The sequence below is a fragment of the Amycolatopsis lurida genome (assembly GCF_900105055.1).
Lineage (GTDB): Bacteria > Actinomycetota > Actinomycetes > Mycobacteriales > Pseudonocardiaceae > Amycolatopsis > Amycolatopsis lurida.
The window spans coordinates 1847092-1863944 of record NZ_FNTA01000004.1; the positions used below are offsets into that span (position 1 = coordinate 1847092).

The 16853-nt window shown below is 68.3% G+C and carries 18 protein-coding genes and 1 riboswitch; of the genes, 10 read left to right on the top strand and 8 right to left on the bottom strand.

The annotated features are described in order from the left end of the window. Window positions 1-5 precede the first annotated feature (5 nt). On the top strand, window positions 6-629 hold the full coding sequence (locus tag BLW75_RS13810; RefSeq protein WP_034316330.1) for a hypothetical protein: 624 nt from the start codon (window positions 6-8) through the stop codon (window positions 627-629). 76 nt (window positions 630-705) lie between these two features. Further along, entirely contained in the window at window positions 706-1479 is a 774-nt protein-coding gene (locus BLW75_RS13815) for an enoyl-CoA hydratase-related protein (protein ID WP_034316328.1), read from the top strand. Here BLW75_RS13815 and BLW75_RS13820 read toward each other — a convergent pair. Genes BLW75_RS13820 through BLW75_RS13830 form a run of 3 tightly spaced genes read right to left on the bottom strand, consistent with a single transcriptional unit; the run spans window position 1476 to window position 2523 of the window. Continuing rightward, window positions 1476-1832: a barstar family protein gene (locus BLW75_RS13820; protein ID WP_034316326.1), complete on the bottom strand. Its 357-nt coding sequence runs from the start codon at window positions 1830-1832 to the stop codon at window positions 1476-1478. The two genes, BLW75_RS13815 and BLW75_RS13820, sit on opposite strands and share 4 nt — an antisense overlap. Continuing rightward, complete coding sequence (locus BLW75_RS13825; protein ID WP_034316324.1) at window positions 1829-2308, bottom strand: guanyl-specific ribonuclease; 480 nt, start codon at window positions 2306-2308, stop codon at window positions 1829-1831. The genes BLW75_RS13820 and BLW75_RS13825 overlap by 4 nt, the downstream gene beginning before the upstream one ends. An 11-nt stretch (window positions 2309-2319) precedes the next feature. Further along, window positions 2320-2523 (bottom strand): hypothetical protein, encoded by a 204-nt coding sequence (locus BLW75_RS13830; protein ID WP_034316322.1) that lies wholly within the window; start codon window positions 2521-2523, stop codon window positions 2320-2322. 60 nt (window positions 2524-2583) lie between these two features. On the opposite strand from BLW75_RS13830, the gene BLW75_RS13835 reads away from it, so the two are divergent. The 3 genes from BLW75_RS13835 to BLW75_RS13845 all read left to right on the top strand — a co-directional run bounded on the left by BLW75_RS13835 (window position 2584) and on the right by BLW75_RS13845 (window position 6331). Beyond that, window positions 2584-3561, top strand: coding sequence for a quinone oxidoreductase family protein (locus BLW75_RS13835; protein ID WP_034316320.1), 978 nt, complete (start codon window positions 2584-2586; stop codon window positions 3559-3561). A gap of 171 nt (window positions 3562-3732) precedes the next feature. Beyond that, window positions 3733-4776, top strand: coding sequence for an alpha/beta hydrolase (locus BLW75_RS13840; protein WP_034316318.1), 1044 nt, complete (start codon window positions 3733-3735; stop codon window positions 4774-4776). Between the two features lie 79 nt (window positions 4777-4855). After that, a complete protein-coding gene (locus tag BLW75_RS13845; RefSeq protein ID WP_034316316.1) occupies window positions 4856-6331 on the top strand; it encodes an amino acid permease in 1476 nt (491 codons plus the stop codon). On the opposite strand, the gene BLW75_RS13850 is transcribed toward BLW75_RS13845, so the two are convergent. Continuing rightward, complete coding sequence (locus tag BLW75_RS13850) at window positions 6306-7355, bottom strand: nitronate monooxygenase (protein WP_034316313.1); 1050 nt, start codon at window positions 7353-7355, stop codon at window positions 6306-6308. The genes BLW75_RS13845 and BLW75_RS13850 overlap by 26 nt on opposite strands. Before the next feature lie 155 nt (window positions 7356-7510). Between BLW75_RS13850 and BLW75_RS13855 the strand changes: the two genes are divergently transcribed. Continuing rightward, window positions 7511-9274, top strand: coding sequence for a family 20 glycosylhydrolase (locus BLW75_RS13855; protein WP_034316311.1), 1764 nt, complete (start codon window positions 7511-7513; stop codon window positions 9272-9274). A 56-nt stretch (window positions 9275-9330) separates the two neighbouring features. Further along, window positions 9331-9777 (top strand): pyridoxamine 5'-phosphate oxidase family protein, encoded by a 447-nt coding sequence (locus BLW75_RS13860; RefSeq protein WP_034316309.1) that lies wholly within the window; start codon window positions 9331-9333, stop codon window positions 9775-9777. A gap of 47 nt (window positions 9778-9824) precedes the next feature. On the opposite strand, the gene lepA is transcribed toward BLW75_RS13860, so the two are convergent. Beyond that, complete coding sequence (lepA, locus tag BLW75_RS13865) at window positions 9825-11666, bottom strand: translation elongation factor 4 (RefSeq protein WP_034316306.1); 1842 nt, start codon at window positions 11664-11666, stop codon at window positions 9825-9827. Between the two features lie 113 nt (window positions 11667-11779). Between lepA and BLW75_RS13870 the strand changes: the two genes are divergently transcribed. After that, window positions 11780-12367 carry a class I SAM-dependent methyltransferase gene (locus BLW75_RS13870; RefSeq protein WP_091597562.1) on the top strand — a complete coding sequence of 196 codons (588 nt, stop codon included), beginning with the start codon at window positions 11780-11782 and terminating at the stop codon, window positions 12365-12367. On the opposite strand, the gene BLW75_RS13875 is transcribed toward BLW75_RS13870, so the two are convergent. Further along, window positions 12364-12738 carry a VOC family protein gene (locus tag BLW75_RS13875; protein ID WP_034316304.1) on the bottom strand — a complete coding sequence of 125 codons (375 nt, stop codon included), beginning with the start codon at window positions 12736-12738 and terminating at the stop codon, window positions 12364-12366. The genes BLW75_RS13870 and BLW75_RS13875 overlap by 4 nt on opposite strands. A 23-nt stretch (window positions 12739-12761) precedes the next feature. Next, a complete protein-coding gene (locus tag BLW75_RS13880; RefSeq protein WP_034316301.1) occupies window positions 12762-13640 on the bottom strand; it encodes an EamA family transporter in 879 nt (292 codons plus the stop codon). A 358-nt stretch (window positions 13641-13998) separates the two neighbouring features. On the opposite strand from BLW75_RS13880, the gene rpsT reads away from it, so the two are divergent. After that, entirely contained in the window at window positions 13999-14259 is a 261-nt protein-coding gene (gene rpsT / locus BLW75_RS13885) for a 30S ribosomal protein S20 (RefSeq protein WP_007034798.1), read from the top strand. A 51-nt stretch (window positions 14260-14310) separates the two neighbouring features. Here the strand turns inward: rpsT and holA are convergent, their stop codons facing one another. After that, window positions 14311-15294 carry a DNA polymerase III subunit delta gene (gene holA / locus BLW75_RS13890; protein ID WP_034316298.1) on the bottom strand — a complete coding sequence of 328 codons (984 nt, stop codon included), beginning with the start codon at window positions 15292-15294 and terminating at the stop codon, window positions 14311-14313. A gap of 135 nt (window positions 15295-15429) precedes the next feature. Continuing rightward, a riboswitch (SAM riboswitch) is annotated at window positions 15430-15562 on the top strand. 12 nt (window positions 15563-15574) lie between these two features. On the opposite strand from holA, the gene thrC reads away from it, so the two are divergent. Next, entirely contained in the window at window positions 15575-16840 is a 1266-nt protein-coding gene (thrC, locus tag BLW75_RS13895) for a threonine synthase (protein WP_005158594.1), read from the top strand. Window positions 16841-16853 lie beyond the last annotated feature (13 nt).

The window sequence follows — 16853 nt, forward strand, 5'->3', positions numbered from 1 at the left end:
GGAACATGAAGGCTGCCATCCGTGCTCTCGTCTGCGCCTCGGCCGTGCTCGTCCCGCTCGCCGGTCTCGCCGCACCGGCTTCCGCGGCGACCACCGTCGTCTTCGACTGCGAGGCGAAACCGCCGCTCGTCGGCAACAAGTACCTCAAGCTGAACCAGGACGCCGACGTCACCGCTCCGGCCACGGTCGCTCCAGGCGCCGCGCTCGACGTCGTCATCGACCCGGCGCCGAACACCGTCCCGGCCGAGGTCAGCGGCTACCAGGTCAAGAACATCAAGGACTTCTCCCTGAAGATCCCGATCCCGGCGAACTCGACCTGGGTGGGCGCCGACCTCGCGGGCGGCTCCGGCATCGGCTCGACCCCGCCGAAGATCACCGTCTCCGGCAGCGTCGCGACGCTGAGCTTCCCGGGCCCGATCGCGGGCGGCTCGACGTTCGAACTGCCGACCGTGACCGCGCACCTGACCGCGGGTTCGTCCGGCACCATCGAGACGAAACTGGGCGGGACCAGCTACAGCGATCCTGGCCTGACGTTCACCGCCGTGGTCAGCGCCGGTTTCGACGTCTCCGCCCCGACCGCCTGTTTCCCGAACCCGAGCCCGACCTTCACCACGACGACGATCGGCTGACCTGTGCCTGCGCCACCGTCTCCGATGGTGGCGCAGGCCACTGCCCGGCCCGACTTCGCCCGTGCGAAGGTGGGGCATGGCTGACGAACTGGTGCACTACGACGTGGTGGGCGGCACCGCCACGATCACCTTGGACTCCCCGCACAACCGCAACGCGCTCTCCGCCCAGCTGCGGCGTGAACTGAGCGAATCGCTGGACAAGGCGCGGGCGGACGACGCCGTGCGGGTCATCGTGCTCACCCACACCGGGCCGGTGTTCTGCGCGGGCATGGATCTCAAGGAGGCCCGCGGCGCCGGTGCGGGCGCCCAGGGCGTCAACGAGTTCCCGAAGATCCTCGAGCAGCTGTGGACCAGCCCCAAACCTGTCGTGGCCAAGCTGGCGGGCCCCGCGCGGGCGGGCGGTATCGGCATGGTGGCCGCGACCGACATCGCCGTGGCCGTCCACGAAGCGACCTTCGCCTTCTCCGAGGTGCGGATCGGCGTCATTCCCGCCGTCATCTCGCTCACCGTGCTGCCGCGGCTCAACGCCCGCGCCGCGCACGAGCTCTTCCTGACCGGTGACACCTTCGACGCGAAACGCGCCGTCGAGATCGGCCTGCTGAACTCCGCGGTCCCTGCCGACGCACTCGACGACGAGGTCGCCCGCTACGTCAAGGCGCTCGCCCTCGGCGGACCGAAGGCGCTCGCGGCGACGAAGGAACTGCTCAGCAAGCCTCGCCCGGCGACACCGTCCGAAGGCTTCGAGGCCATGAACAAGCTGTCCGCCGGGTTCTTCGCGAGCGAAGAAGGCCAGGAGGGCATCACGGCCTTCGCGCAGAAGCGCAAGCCGAACTGGGTCCCGGAGGCCTAATCCGGCAGGACGACAGTGAGGCGCCGGGAGTCCTTCCGGTCACCGGAGGGCCCCAGCGCCCGCTGCGCGTCGGAAAGCACGCTGCGGACGGCCAGGTACGCCTTGGGATCGCGCTCTCGGAGACCGGAGGAGCCGGACCAGATCAACACGTGCTCGCCTGCCGGGAGCCACGACAGGTCGGTGAGGCAGTCGTAGAGCGCGTCGAGGTTCTTCCCGAAGTAATCGGGGAACGACAACGCCTCCGCGATCGCATCGAGCGTCGTGTCCTTGTCGACCGTCCGCGTGCCGTCGAGCAGATGCGGATACGCGCCACGGGCGAACGCCTTGTCCGCCGCTTCCTTGCCCGCGCTCATCGGCTGGGATCCACAACGACGAAGGACTTGTAGTGGTCCTCGGTGTAGTACAGCTCCTTGCCGCTACCGGTCACCAGCCGCCTGGCCCCGCGATCAGGGCTGCCCGGCGTCTTGACCGTGTATTCCCGGTAGTAGCCGGAACCCTTGGCGGGCAAGACCTTCTCCCGGTTCTGGAAGGTGACGTCGTCGTTGCGCGGATACGGGTACGGCCCGCCGGCCTGGATGAGTTTCCAGGTGTCGGACGCCTGCTGGGGAAGTCCGGTGAGCGGTTTGACCGGGAGGCCGGACTCCGCACCCGCGACCTTCCCCTTCGCTTGGCCCGCCGCGCCCTCACCCGACGGCGCGGCCGAAGCGGACGAACTCGCCGGAGCGCTCTTCGTGTCGTCACCGCTGATGCCGTCCTTGACGAACCAGCCTGCGAGCACCAGCACGATCAGGCCGATCAGGGCGGCGGTGATCCGCCTACGGTTGAACATGGTGTGCCAGCTTAGGACGGCCGGTCGGAGTCGTTCGCATCGCGGGCCGCGCCGAAGAGTCGGGCGACCTTGCCGAACACCGAGTCGAGCACCCAGGCCGCGACCAGGCACAGCGGCACGACGACCGCCATGACCAGCACGAACTGCACGGGAAACGGAGCCTGCGCGAGCCACAGTTCGACGCCGTCCCACCAGTCCGCAAGCCCGTTGAACACGACTGTGAGCCTACGCTCGCACCCACTGCCACCGCCGGTCAGGCCATGTAAGTTGCTGACATGTTCGCCGTTTACGCATCCGAACCCAACGCCGAAAAGCCGCTGGACTCGCTCGTGATCGGCGAGCGACCCGAGCCCGACGTGCCCGAAGGCTGGGTGCGGGTCAACGTCAAGGCCGCCAGCCTCAACATGCACGACCTGTGGACGTTGCGCGGCGTCGGCATCAAACCCGAGCAGTTCCCGATGATCCTGGGCTGCGACGGGGCGGGGACCCTCGACGACGGCACCGAGGTCGTCGTTCATTCGGTGATCAACGCCCCGGGCTGGCAGGGCGACGACACTCTCGACCCGAAGCGCACTCTGCTCACGGAGAAGCACCAAGGCACCTTCGCCGAGCAGGTCGTGGTTCCGGCGCGCAACGTCGTGCCGAAGCCGTCGAGCCTGACCTTCGCGGAAGCCGCGACCATGGGCACGGCGTGGCTGACGGCGTACCGGATGCTGTTCGTGAAGTCCGGGCTGCGACCGGGGCAGACGATGCTCGTGCAGGGCGCCTCCGGCGGCGTCTCGACCGCTCTCGTCCAACTGGGGCGCGCGGCCGGGTTCCGAGTCTGGGTGACCGGGCGTAGCGAGGAAAAGCGTGCGCTGGCCGAGAGTCTGGGCGCACATCAGACCTTTGAGTCCGGCGCGCGGCTGCCGGAGCGGGTCGACGCCGTCTTCGAAACCGTCGGGAAGGCGACCTGGTCGCACTCGGTGAAGTCGCTCAAACCGGGCGGGATCATCGTCGTTTCGGGCTCGACCAGCGGACCGGACGCTCACGCGGAGTTGCAGCGCGTGTTCTTTCTGCAACTGCGTATCGCGGGTTCGACCATGGGGACCAGGGACGAACTGAACGATCTCCTCGCCTACCTGGAACTCACGGGGGTCCGTCCGCAGATCGGCGCCGAACTGCCTTTCGCCGAAGCCCGGACAGGGTTTGAGAACATGCTCCAGGGGGAAACTTCCGGCAAGGTGGTCTTCACTCATTCATCGGAGGGGTAAGCCCTCCCTCTCGTCGGCACGACGCGCGCACACAGGCGCACGCCCGCGCGTTCCGCCCAGGTCAAGCAGTCATTTCGCAGTCTTGTCAAGTGTCAAGAACGTTATGACTCAGGGAGCTTTTCACGACCAAAGTTCGACCAAAATCCGACCTCTCGCGGTTAGCCTGGAGAGATGACCGCATCGCAGCGGCCCGAACCGGCGGACCCCGGGGGCCGGACCAGCACCGAAGCCGACCCGATCCGCGTCTCGTTCCGGCGCTACGCCGGTGTTCGCACCAGAGTGCTCGAGGTCGGGCCGCAGCCGATGGAGTCCATCGACCGCGCACCCCGCCGGGTACTCGGCAAGCGGGCCACCGCGCGCGGACAGGTCAAGCCCACGGCGCCGAGGCTGGTGCTGCTGCACGGCTATTGCGACAGCGCCGACACCTGGCGGCCGGTGCTGGAGCTGCTCGCGGCCGCCGGCGTTCCGGCGGTCGCGGTCGATCTGCCCGGATTCGGTGACGCTCAGCCACTGCGGCCGGGCCCGATGCTCCCGCAGCTGGACGCGTTCACCGCGGCCGTGGTCAAGGAGCAGGCCGTACTCGGCACCGTCGTGCTCGCCGGCAACTCGCTCGGCGGCACGATGAGCCTCCGCGCCGCGGAGAACCAGCGGCTGCCGGTCGCGGGCGTGGTGTCGATCGCCGCGCCCGGTTTCGTGGACAGCTGGCTCATCCGCACCGTGGCCCGGTACCCGCTGCCGCTCCGGATGTACTCCACCCTGCCGCTGCCGATCCCCGGTTTTCTCGTGCGCGCCGTCGCCGAGCAGGTCGTCCCCCGGCTGCTGTACGCCGACTCCTCCGCCGCGGACGCCGACCAGGTCCGCCGGTTCACCTCGCTCTTCCCGGACTACCGGTCCACGACCACCCGGCTCGAACAGGCGAGGCAACTCGTCGAAGAGCTGGCGACCGCGTACCGGCTCGAGGAGATCCGGGTCCCGCTCCTGGTGGTCGTCTGCGGCAAGGACAAGCTGGTCAGCGCCGCCTCCGGGCGCCAGCTGCACGCGCTGGTCCCGCACAGCAGGCTGATGGTGCGGGAGGACTGGGGCCACTGCCCGCAGCTGGATGACCCGGTCGAGATCTCCGAGCTGCTGACCTACTTCTCCGCCGGCGCGTCCAGGCCGTCGAAGATCGCCGCTCGCGTGGCCGCCGAAGTGAGCGAGGACACCGTCGCCGGATAGGTGCGATGTCCGGTCTCCCGCTACGGTGCCCTTCGGACTGTGACCCAGTTCGAAAGTCACAACCTGTTGGGAGACGACGATGTCCGCACCGCGCAGCCTGGGCTCGGGAACCGGGATTTTCCGCCGTAAACCGATCGACCAGATCCAAGAACTCAGTGGGGGCGGAGGTCTCCAACGCACGCTCGGCCTGCGGCAGCTGACCGCGATCGGCGTCGGGGGCATCATCGGCGCGGGGATCTTCTCCCTGGCCGGCGCGGTCGCGAACAAAACGGCCGGACCCGCCGTGCTCATCTCGTTCCTCATCGCGGGTATCGCCAGCGCCGCCGCCGCGTTCTCCTACGCCGAGTTCGCCGGGCTGATCCCCCGCGCCGGATCGGCCTACACCTACGGCTACACCGTGCTGGGCGAGATCGTCGGCTGGTTCATCGGCTGGGACCTGCTGCTGGAGTACACCGCGATCGTGGCGGTGGTCGCGATCGGCATCTCCGGCTACTTCAATGAACTGCTGGGCTATCTCAACATCGAGCTCCCGACCTGGATGCTGGGCGCTCCGGGCACCGAAACGGGGGATGTCGCGCCGGGGTCCTACAAGATCAACCTGTTCGCCGTGCTGCTGTGCCTGTTGATCGCCTTCATCCTGAACCAGGGCATGAAGAACGCGGCCCGGTTCGAAACGCTGCTGGTCTACCTGAAGGTCGGCCTGGTCCTGCTGGTCATCGTCGTCGGCGTCTTCCACATCAACACCGACAACTACTCGAACTTCTTCCCCTTCGGCCTCAGCGGCGCCTTCACCGGCGCGGCGACCGTGTTCTTCGCGGTCTTCGGTTACGACGCCATGTCCACCGCGGCCGAGGAATCGACCGACTCCCAGAAGCACATGCCGAAGGCGATCCTCTACTCGCTCGCCATCTCGATGGTGCTCTACGTGCTGGCCTGCCTGGTCTTGACCGGGATGGTCAACTACAAGGACATCGACAGCGAGGCCGCCTTCTCCAGTGCCTTCGCCGGCCTCGGCATGAAGTGGCTCGGCCTGATCATCGCCGTCGGCGCGATCATCGGTATCACCACGGTGCTGTTCACCTTCCTCATGGGAGCGAGCCGGGTCGGCTACTCGATGAGCCGCGACGGCCTGCTGCCCAAGTGGTTCAGCAAGACCCATCCGGTGCGGAAGGTGCCGAGCCGGATGACCTGGGTGCTCGGTATCGCGTCGGCGGTCATCGCCGGGCTGCTGCCCATCGGCGAGGCCGCGGAACTGACGAACATCGGCATCCTGCTCGCGTTCGTCGTCGTCTGCATCGCGGTGATCGTGCTCCGCTACAAGCAGCCCGACCTGCCCCGCACGTTCAAGACGCCGGGCATGCCGGTCGTGCCGATCATCGGCGTCGTCTTCTCGATCTGGCTGATCACGTTCCTGAACCCGGAGACCTGGCTGCGGTTCGCGGCCTGGTTCGTCGTCGGCCTCATCATCTACTTCGCCTACAGCCGCCGTCACTCCGCGATGAACGCGGACAACGGCGACGCGAAGCAGGTCAGCGGAGACGACTCAAACGCGTAGCGGCTTCGCGGGCTTCGGCCTCGAGGCGTTCGACGATCGACGCCGCCGGGCCGGAGCCCGCGAGTTCATAGGTCTGCCCCGCGTAGAGGGACATGATCTCGGGGTCGCCCGCCTTGCCCGCCGCCGCACGGATCGGTTTGGTCAGGTTGTTGACCTCCGGATACGCCGACGGCGCCGTCGCCGTGAAATCCGCGACCACGCGGTTGACCAGCGACCGGGCGGGACGCCCGCTGAACGCCCTGGTGAACGCCGTCGGCCTGCCTCCGTCCGCGAGCGCCCGCCGGTGCGCGGGCTGCGTCCCCGCCTCGTCCGCCCGCAGGAAAGCGGTGCCCAGCTGTGCCGCGACGGCCCCCGCCGCCAGCACCGCCGCGACATCGGCGCCGTGCACGAGGCCACCCGTCGCGACGAGCGGCAAAGCCGTCCGCGCCGAGACCAGGCGAAGCAGGCTGAGGACGCCGTACTGCGCACCCCCGCCTTCGGATCCGGGCTCGTCAGCGAAGATCCCTCGATGCGCTCCGGCCTCGAAACCCTGGACCACGAGAGCGTCCGCGCCGACGGCCACGGCCTGATCGGCTTCCCCCGGGTCGGTGACGGTGACGGCCACCTTGCTCCCGTTGGCGTGCAAGCGTTCGACGTCCTCGGGCGAAGGTGTGCCGAAGGTGAACGAAACGACCGGCACCTTCCGCTCCAGGACGACCTCGAGCTTCGCGGCATAGGCGTCGTCGTCCCAGCGCGGCTCACCGGGCTCGACACCGTGACGTTCGGCCTCGGCGCGCCAGCGCTCGATGTGCGCGCCGAGATCCGCTCCGGCGGCCCCGCCCGGGACGAAGAGGTTCACGCCGAACGGCTCGCCGGTCAGCTCGGCCGTCTTCACGATCCGGTCCGAGAGGGCGTCGGCGCTCAGATAGCCCCCGGCCAGGAAACCGAATCCCCCCGCCGCGGTCACCGCGGCCACGAGCTCGGGAGTGGTCGGCCCGCCCGCCATCGGGGCCGCGATCACGGGGAAACGCAGATCTTCGAACACGTTTCCGACGATAGCCCCCTTGCGGTGACACGGAATGTGACGTTCGAGTCACTCCAAGGTTTCACCTTGGTGGTCTAGACCTTTAACGCGGAAAATGCGACGATCGGACAGCCGTGACGCGCGTCACGTTCCTCTCTGTCCCCAGGAGGCACCCGGTGAAGACCTTGAAAGCGCGGCTGGGCCGCGCCTTCGTCGGGGTGGCGCTGCTCGCCGGCGCCACCACCGCAGCCGCCCCCGTCGCCGACGCGGCCACCCCGCCACTGCAGGCGATCGTCCCGGTCCCGGTCTCGGTGCGAGCGGTCACCGGTTCCGACCACACCCTGACCGCGAACACCAAGATCCACACCCAGGCCGGTTCGGCACCGGCCAAGGCCGTCGGTGACTATCTCGCCGGAATCCTCCGTGCCTCCACCGGCTTTCCCCTGCCCGTCTCCGACGCACCGTCGGGCACACCGGCCGACGGAATCTCACTCCTGCTGTCCGGCGCCGACTCTCGCGTCGGCGACCAGGGCTACCAGCTCAACTCGACATCCGCTTCGGTCGTCCTGCGCGCGACGACGGCGCAAGGTCTCTTCGGCGGCGTGCAGACGCTGCGGCAGCTGCTGCCGGGCAAGATCGAAAGCTCCACGGTCCAGCAAGGCCCCTGGACCATCCCGGGTGCCGACATCCTGGACTACCCGCGATTCGGCTACCGCGGCGCGATGCTCGACGTCGCCCGGCACTTCCATCCGGTCGCCACGGTCAAGCGGTACATCGACCAGCTGGCGCAGTACAAGATCAACAATCTGCACCTGCACCTCGCCGACGACCAGGGCTGGCGCATCCAGATCGACAGCTGGCCGCGACTGACCACCTACGGCGGCAGCACCCAGGTCGGCGGTGGCGCCGGCGGCTACTACACCAAGGCCCAGTACACGGAGATCGTGAACTACGCGGCCTCGCGGTTCATCACGGTCATCCCGGAGATCGACATGCCCGGGCACACCAATGCCGCCCTGGCCTCCTATGCCGAGCTGAACTGCGACAACACCGCTCCCCCGCTGCGCACCGACACCGCCGTCGGCTACAGCTCGCTCTGCATCTCGAAGGAGATCACCTACACCTTCGTCAACGACGTCATCCGCGAGGTCGCCGCGCTGACGCCCGGGCCGTACTTCCACCTTGGCGGTGACGAGGCCCAGGCCACCAGCGACGCGGACTACCGCACGTTCATGAACCGGGTGCTGCCGATGGTGGCCGCCGCCGGCAAGCAGGTCGTCGGCTGGCACGAGATCGGCAAGGCCACCTTGCCCGCCACTGCCACCCCGCAGTTCTGGGGCACGACCACGTCCAGCACAGAGGTCTCGAACGCCGTCGCCCGCGGCAGCAAGGTGATCCTGTCGCCGGCGAACAAGGCCTACCTGGACATGAAGTACAACTCCAGTACCCCGATCGGGCTCTCGTGGGCCGGCTACATCGAGGTCCAGGACGCCTACAATTGGAACCCGGGCGCCTACCTGTCCGGCGTGCCCGAAACCGCCGTCCGCGGCGTCGAATCGCCGCTGTGGACGGAAACCGTGGTCACCCCGGCGAACATCGACTACCTCGCCTTCCCCCGGCTCCCCGCGCACGCCGAGCTCGGCTGGTCGCCGTGGTCGACCCACGATTGGAACACCTTCCGAGTGCGCCTCGGCGCTCAAGCCCCGCGGTGGCAGGCACAGGGCCTCGGCTACTACAAGTCGAGTCAGGTGCCCTGGGAAACCGGATCCGGAAACCCGGGTACCTGCTCGCTCCCCGCCTGGGACCGCGCTTCGGTCTACACCGGCGGAGCGACCGTCTCCCACAACGGGCGCAAGTGGACGGCGCAGTGGTGGACGCAAGGCGAGGAACCCGGCGCAGGCGGCCAATGGGGTGTCTGGCGCGACAACGGCACCTGCTGACCCTTCCGGCGGCCCGCTCGGCCCTCGTCCCGGGCCGGGCGGGCTACGGTGGTCCCATGGCCGCAGACCTCGAACTCGTCCGCACACTTTCCTTACGCGAAAACGGACTCGCGACCGTCTCGACGGTCCGCGCGGACGGCACCGTCCACTCCTCGGTGGTCAACGCCGGCGTCTTCGAAGACCCGGTCACCAAGGCGCCGGGAGTCGCCTTCGTGGCGATGGGCGGAGTGAAGAAACTCGACCTGTTCCGCCGGGCGGGCCACGCCACGGTCACCTTCCGGCGCGGGTGGGAATGGGCGGCGGTCCAGGGAAGCACGCACCTGATCGGACCGGACGACCCGGACCCGGACTTCGACGCGGACGGCCTTCCCCGGTTGCTGCGCGAGGTCTTCATCGCGGCGACGGGAACCCACGACGACTGGGACGAGTACGACCGCGTGATGGCCGCCGAACGCCGGGTCGCCGTCTTCGTCACGGCGAACCGCGTCAGCGGGAATCGCTGACGCGAAAAGGCCGCCCGGATCGTGATCCGGGCGGCCTTTGCCTGCCGTTACTGCTTCTTCTTGCCTGAGTCCTCTGTGGACAGCGCGGCGACGAAGGCTTCCTGCGGGACCTCGACCCGGCCGACGGTCTTCATCCGCTTCTTGCCTTCCTTCTGCTTTTCCAGCAGCTTGCGCTTACGCGAGATGTCACCGCCGTAACACTTCGCGAGCACGTCCTTGCGGATCGCGCGAATGGTCTCGCGGGCGATGATGCGGGCGCCGATGGCGGCCTGGATCGGCACCTCGAAGTTCTGCCGCGGGATCAGCTCGCGAAGCCGGTTCACCATGCGGTTGCCGTAGTTGTAGGCGTCGTCCTTGTGCACGATCGCGGAGAACGCGTCGACGCCCTCGCCCTGGAGCAGGATGTCGACCTTGACCAGGTCCGCCGCCTGCGCGCCGGCCTCTTCGTAGTCCAGCGACGCGTAACCGCGCGTCCGCGACTTCAGCGTGTCGAAGAAGTCGAAGATGATCTCGCCCAGCGGCAGGTTGTACCGCAGTTCGACCCGGTCCTCGGACAGGTAATCCATGCCGAGCAGCGTGCCGCGCTTGTTCTGGCACAACTCCATGATCGTGCCGATGAACTCCGACGGCGCCAGGATGCTCACCTTGCTGACCGGTTCGAGCACCTTGTCGATCTTGTTCCCGGTCGGCCAGTCCGACGGGTTGGTGACGTGGATCTCCTTGCCGTCGTCCAGCACCACGTCGTAGACGACGTTCGGCGCGGTGGAGATCAGGTCGAGGCCGAACTCGCGCTCCAGCCGGTCGCGGGTGATCTCCAGGTGCAGCAGGCCGAGGAAGCCGCAGCGGAAGCCGAAGCCGAGCGCCACCGACGTCTCGGGCTCGTAGTCCAGCGCGGCGTCGTTGAGCTGGAGCTTGTCCAAGGCCTCGCGCAGGTCCGGATAGTCCGAACCGTCCACCGGGTACAGGCCGGAGTAGACCATCGGCTTCGGCTCGCGGTAACCGGCGAGCGGCTCCTTCGCGCCCTGGCGTTCGGAGGTGACGGTGTCACCGACCTTCGACTGCCGGACGTCCTTCACCCCGGTGATGAGGTAGCCCACCTCACCGACGCCCAGCCCCTTGCTGGCCTTGGGCTCCGGCGAGATGATCCCGACCTCGAGGAGTTCATGGGTGGCGCCGGTGGACATCATCTTGATCCGCTCGCGCGGCGTGATCTTGCCGTCGACGACCCTGATGTAGGTCACGACGCCCCGGTAGGTGTCGTACACCGAGTCGAAGATCATCGCCCGTGCCGGGGCGTCGGCGTCGCCCTGCGGCGCGGGCACCTGCTTCACCACCGCGTCGAGCAGGTCACCGACACCGACACCGGTCTTGGCGGACACGCGCAGCACGTCCGAGGGCTCGCAGCCGATGATGTGCGCGATCTCGGCGGCGTACTTGTCCGGATCCGCCGACGGCAGGTCGATCTTGTTGAGCACCGGGATGATCTGGAGGTTGTTCTCGAGCGCGAGGTACAGGTTGGCGAGCGTCTGCGCCTCGATCCCCTGCGCGGCGTCGACCAGCAGGACGGCGCCTTCACACGCCTCGAGCGCGCGAGAGACCTCGTAGGTGAAGTCGACGTGGCCCGGGGTGTCGATCATGTGCAGGACGTGGTCCTGCCCGTCGACCTTCCAGGGCAGGCGCACGTTCTGCGCCTTGATGGTGATGCCGCGTTCCCGCTCGATGTCCATTCGATCGAGGTACTGAGCCCGCATGGCCCGTTCCTCGACCACGCCGGTGAGCTGCAGCATCCGGTCGGCCAGGGTCGACTTGCCGTGGTCGATGTGCGCGATGATGCAGAAGTTCCGGATGAGCTCCGGGGGCGTGAAGGTCGTGTCGGCGAACGTCGTCAACGGGTTTCCTCGCGAAGGTCGGGGTGTGCCACCTCTATGGTCCCATGCCGCTCCGGGTGCGAGTGGGGGTCATCCCCGATGCGGCCCGTGATGAGCTGTGGTGCCCTCGAAGCATGAGTACTTCACTCTCCCAGATACTCGACCGAACGTTCGGCCATCCTCGGGGACTGCTCGGCCGGTTCGGCGGCCGGGCGATGGCGCACGGCAACGCCGCCACCGAACTTCGCGTCGTCGAGCTGGCGTCGATCGATTCCGGCGAAACCGCCCTGGTCGTGGGTCCTGGCCCGGGCATCGGTCTCCAGGCGACGGCCGATCGCGCGGGCCGCGCGATCGGCGTCGACCCCTCCCCGGAGATGCTCGCCCGCTCGCGCCGCCGCTGCGGCGACGAGGTGGAGCTGCGGCACGGCACCGCGGACTCCACCGGCCAGCCGGACGAGAGCGTCGACGTGGTCCTGAGCGTCAACAACGTGCAGTTGTGGGAGGACCGGGCGGCCGGGTTCGCCGAATTGTTCCGCGTGTTGCGGCCCGGCGGGCGGCTGCTGCTGTCGTCGCACGAGAAGTGGCTGCCGGTGACCCGGCACGAGCTGGCCGACGAGGTGGCCGCCGCCGGCTTCACCGATCTGCAGACCTGGACCTGGGACCCGCCGGGTTTCGGCGCCTCGCTCGCCGCTCAGCTGCGCGCGATCAAGCCTTCGGCCTAGCGCGGATCAGTGCGCAACGGGTGCTCACGCGGCACCTCGACCAGCACGATCCTGGTGCCGTCCGGGTCGGCGATCCACGCTTCGTCCAGACCCCAAGGTTCACGTCGTGCCCCACGGACGGGCTCCAGCCCTTTCTCCTCGAGCTCCCGGAGCGCGGCGGGCAGATCCCGGACCTGGAGCCACAAGGCGACGTCCGGGGTCGGGCCGGTCTTCCCGGTACCGACGATCTCGATCGACCCGTTCCCGGCGAAGAACACCGTCCCGCCGGGGAACTCCTTGTCGATGGCCAGGCCCAGGGTGTCCCGATAGAACGCCGTCGACACGTCGAGGTCCTTCGGGTGGATCAGCACCCTGCTGCTCAGCACGTCCATGGCTCAATCCCTACCGGATGGGTTCAGGCCATCGCAATCGCGGTGATCCCCGCCAGCACCACCAGCGAGCCGGCCAGTCTGCGCACGGCGTTCGCCTCCCCCAGGACCAGCCAGGCGGCGAGGCCACCCAAGACGATGCTCAGCTCCCTCGCGGGTGCGACGAGGCTCACCGGAGCGATCTGGAGGGCGTAGAGCACCAGCAAGTAGGCGACCGGAGAGAGCGCGCCCACGACGAGGACCTCACGTTTGTGTTCACGCCAGAGCCACGACACTTCATCGCGGTCCTTCAGCGCATACGGAGTCATGAGGAGGCTCTGCACGATCGCGCCGGTTCCGAAGTAGACGATCGGCGGGACCCCGAGGTCCGTGACCGAATGCGCGTCCCACAGTGTGTAGGCGGCGATCGTGAGACCGGTCAGCAGTCCGTAGACCAGGCCTTTGCGGCGAGCGACCCGATCGGCGGCGTCGGCGTGCGCCGGTGCCCGCCCGGTGCCGATCACCAGCACCCCGGCGACCACGAGGAACGCGCCCAGCAGACCGAGCACTCCTGGCCGCTCGCCGAGCAGGACGACGGCCGCCAGCACCGAGATCAGCGGCCCCGTACCGCGGGCGACGGGATAGACGACGGAAAGATCCCCCACGGCGTATCCCCGCTGGAGGACGACCCCGTAAGTGACGTGGAACACCGCGGTGACCACCGCGGCGAACAACCAGGTCCACTGTGGACGTTGCGGCTCCACGGCCAGCGAAACGGCCATGACGGGGACGAGCAGGATCGCGGAGAGGCTGTAGTACGCCCAGACGAAACGTGCTCCGCCACGACGGATCCGCTTGGCCGCGAGGTTCCAGCCCGCGTGGATGACGGCGGCGATGACGACGAAGGACAGGGCAGTGGCGTTCACGGCGGACCTTTCACGTTTTCCGCGCACGCGGAAAACACCGGTCCTCCAGGCTTTTGTCCCGTCAGATGAACGGCGGCGCTTCCGGCCCCGCCGATGGTGCCGCTCGGACCTGTCCCGTCTGCCCTGATTGTGTGTTTCGCTGAGCGGGCAGGCGGCGGAACCCTAGGCACTACGCTCCGCACCGTACCTCAAGCACCCGTCCCCAGGTGGCCGCGAGCCATCCCTGGACGGCTGTTAAGCTTGCCTTTCACCGTCGTGTGGCATTCCGTCATGGAGGAAACCCGCGCGCTCTCACGAGCAGCAGGGCCGGTCACAGCGCGGCGGTGAAACCACCGAGAGATTCAAGAGGAGCGCCCCCGTGGCCAACATCAAGTCGCAGATCAAGCGCATCACCACCAACGAGAAGGCGCGTCAGCGCAACCAGGCGATCCGGTCCTCGGTGAAGACCGCGATCCGCAAGTTCCGTGAGGCCGCCGACGCCGGTGACAAGGCCAAGGCCCTGGAACTGCAGAAGGACGCGGCCAAGAAGCTGGACAAGGCCGTGACCAAGGGCGTTCTCCACGCCAACCAGGCCGCCAACAAGAAGTCCGCGCTGGCGAAGCGCGCGAACTCTCTCTGATCGGCTTGCGAAGGGCCCCGGCGACGCGAGTCGCCGGGGCCCTTCGCCGTTTCAGCGGCTCGTGCCGTGGGCGTCTACGACCTCCAGGACGGCGCGCTCCAGCGCGTACTCCGGGTTGGCCGCGACTCCCTTGACCTCGGCGTTGAGCCGGGCGACCACCCGCATCGCGGTGGCGAGCCCGTCCTGGCCCCAGCCGCGGGCCTGCCCTTGCGCCTTGCGCACCTTCCACGGCGGCATCCCCAGCTCACCCGCCATCTGGTTCGGGTTCCCGCGACCGGCACCGGACACCCGCGCGATCGTCCGGACGGCGTCGGCGAGGGCGTCCGCGACCAGCACGTGCGGTACGCCAAGCTGCATCGCCCAGCGCAACGACTCCAGCGCGGCGGCCTTGTCACCGGCGACGGCCTTCTCCGCGACGGCGAACCCGTTCACGTCGGCGCGGCCCCGGTGGTAGCGCCGGACCGCCTGCTCGTCGACCGTTCCGCCGGCGTCCGCGACCAGCTGGGTCGCGGCCGACGACAGTTCACGCAGGTCCGAGCCGACCGCGTCGATCAGCGCGAGCACGGCCGCACCGTCGATCTTCCCGCCGACGCGGCGGACCTCGTTGCGGACAAAGGATTCCCGCTCAGCGGCTTTGGTCAGCTTCGGGCATTCGACAACCTCCGCACCGGCCTTCTTCAAGGCGGCGGGGAGCCCCTTCGCGGCCTTGCTCCGGCCACCCCCGCTGTGCACGACGACGAGCACGATGCCGTCGGCGGGCGCCTTGACGTAGGCCATCACCCCGTCCGCGAGCTCCTGCGAGATGTCGTGCGCGGATTCGAGGACGATCACCCTGCCCTCGGCGAACAGCGAGGGGCTGACCATTTCCGCGAGCGCCGGGACTGTGAGGTCCGACACCCGGATCCGGGTGAGATCCGCCGTCGGATCGGCCGCCTTGGCCGCGTCCGAGGCGCTGCGGACCGCCCGTTCGATCAGCAGCTCTTCCTCACCGAGAACCAGGACCAGCGGCGATGGGGCGGAACCTTGCGTCGTCACGGTGACGATCCTGCCACTCCTCCTCTCGTGTGCTTTGTCCGGTGATGTGTAGCGGGCACGGTGGCCCCACCTGAGCCTCATGTCGTACGGTGTTGGCGAGGCGACGCGAGCACACGCGTGCCGACAATCGAATACCGCTCATCCAGAGGGGCAGAGGGAACGGCCCGATGAAGCCCCGGCAACCGGCGTCAGCCTGTCATTCCGCGATCGCGGGATAGCTGACGAACACGGTGCCAATTCCGGCCCGCCATGGCGGGGCAGATGAGGAAGGAACCTCGCGATGACCGCAACCCTCGGCACGACCTCCACCACCAAGACCCCGGATCTCGGACCGGCCGTCGAACTGGTGTCGAAGGAAGAGGGACACCGGCAGCCGCTCGCCCCCGAATTCGTTTCCGCCGAGGACTTCTCGCCGCTCGAAGTCGCCTACGACTTCGGCCGCGTGCGCCGCGAGGACATCGAAGCCGGACCGAAGAACATCTGGCGCTACAAGAAACTCCTTCCCGTTCCCTCGAACGTCGAAGAGATCCCCAACACCGAACCCGGCGCCACCCGGCTCATCCAGGCCGACAGGCTCGCCAAAGCCTTGGGCGTCAAGAAGGTCTGGGTCAAGGACGACACCGGCAACCCCACTCATTCGTTCAAGGACCGCGTGGTCGCCGTCGCTTTGGCCGCCGCACGCGAGTTCGGGTTCGACGTGCTCGCCTGTCCCTCGACCGGCAACCTGGCCAACGCCGTCGCCGCCGCGGCGGCCCGTGCGGGCTGGCGGTCGGTCGTGCTGATCCCGAAGACCCTGGAACGCGCCAAGATCCTGACCACCGCCGTGTACGACGGTGACCTGATCGCGGTCGACGGCAACTACGACGACGTGAACCGGCTCGCCACCCAGCTCGCCGCCGAGCAGGAGAGCTGGGCGTTCGTCAACGTGAACGTCCGGCCCTACTACTCGGAAGGCTCCAAGACGCTGGCCTTCGAGGTCGCCGAGCAGCTCGGCTGGCGGCTTCCCTCCCAGATCGTGGTGCCGATCGCCTCCGGCTCACAGCTCACCAAGGTGGACAAGGGTTTCCGTGAGTTCGGGCAACTCGGCCTCGTCGACGAGACGCCGTACAAGGTGTTCGGCGCGCAGGCCACCGGCTGCTCCCCCGTCTCGGCGGCCTTCCGCGCGGGGCACGACGTCGTCCAGCCGGTCAAGCCGGACACGATCGCCCGGTCGCTGGCGATCGGGAACCCGGCCGACGGCCCCTACGTCCTCGACGTCGTCAACCGCACCGGTGGCGCGATCGAAGACGTCACCGACGAAGAGGTCGTCGAAGGCATCCGGCTGCTCGCCCGTACCGAGGGGATCTTCACCGAGACCGCCGGTGGTGTCACCGTCGCGACGGCCAAGAAGCTCATCGAGACCGGCAAGCTCAACCCGGACGAGGAGATCGTCCTGCTGATCACCGGTGACGGCCTCAAGACCCTCGACGCCGTCGAGGACAAGATCGGCCCCAAGGCCACCGTCAGCGCCTCGGCCGACGCGGTCCGCGAGGCTCTGGGCATCTGAGTTCCCGGCGGCC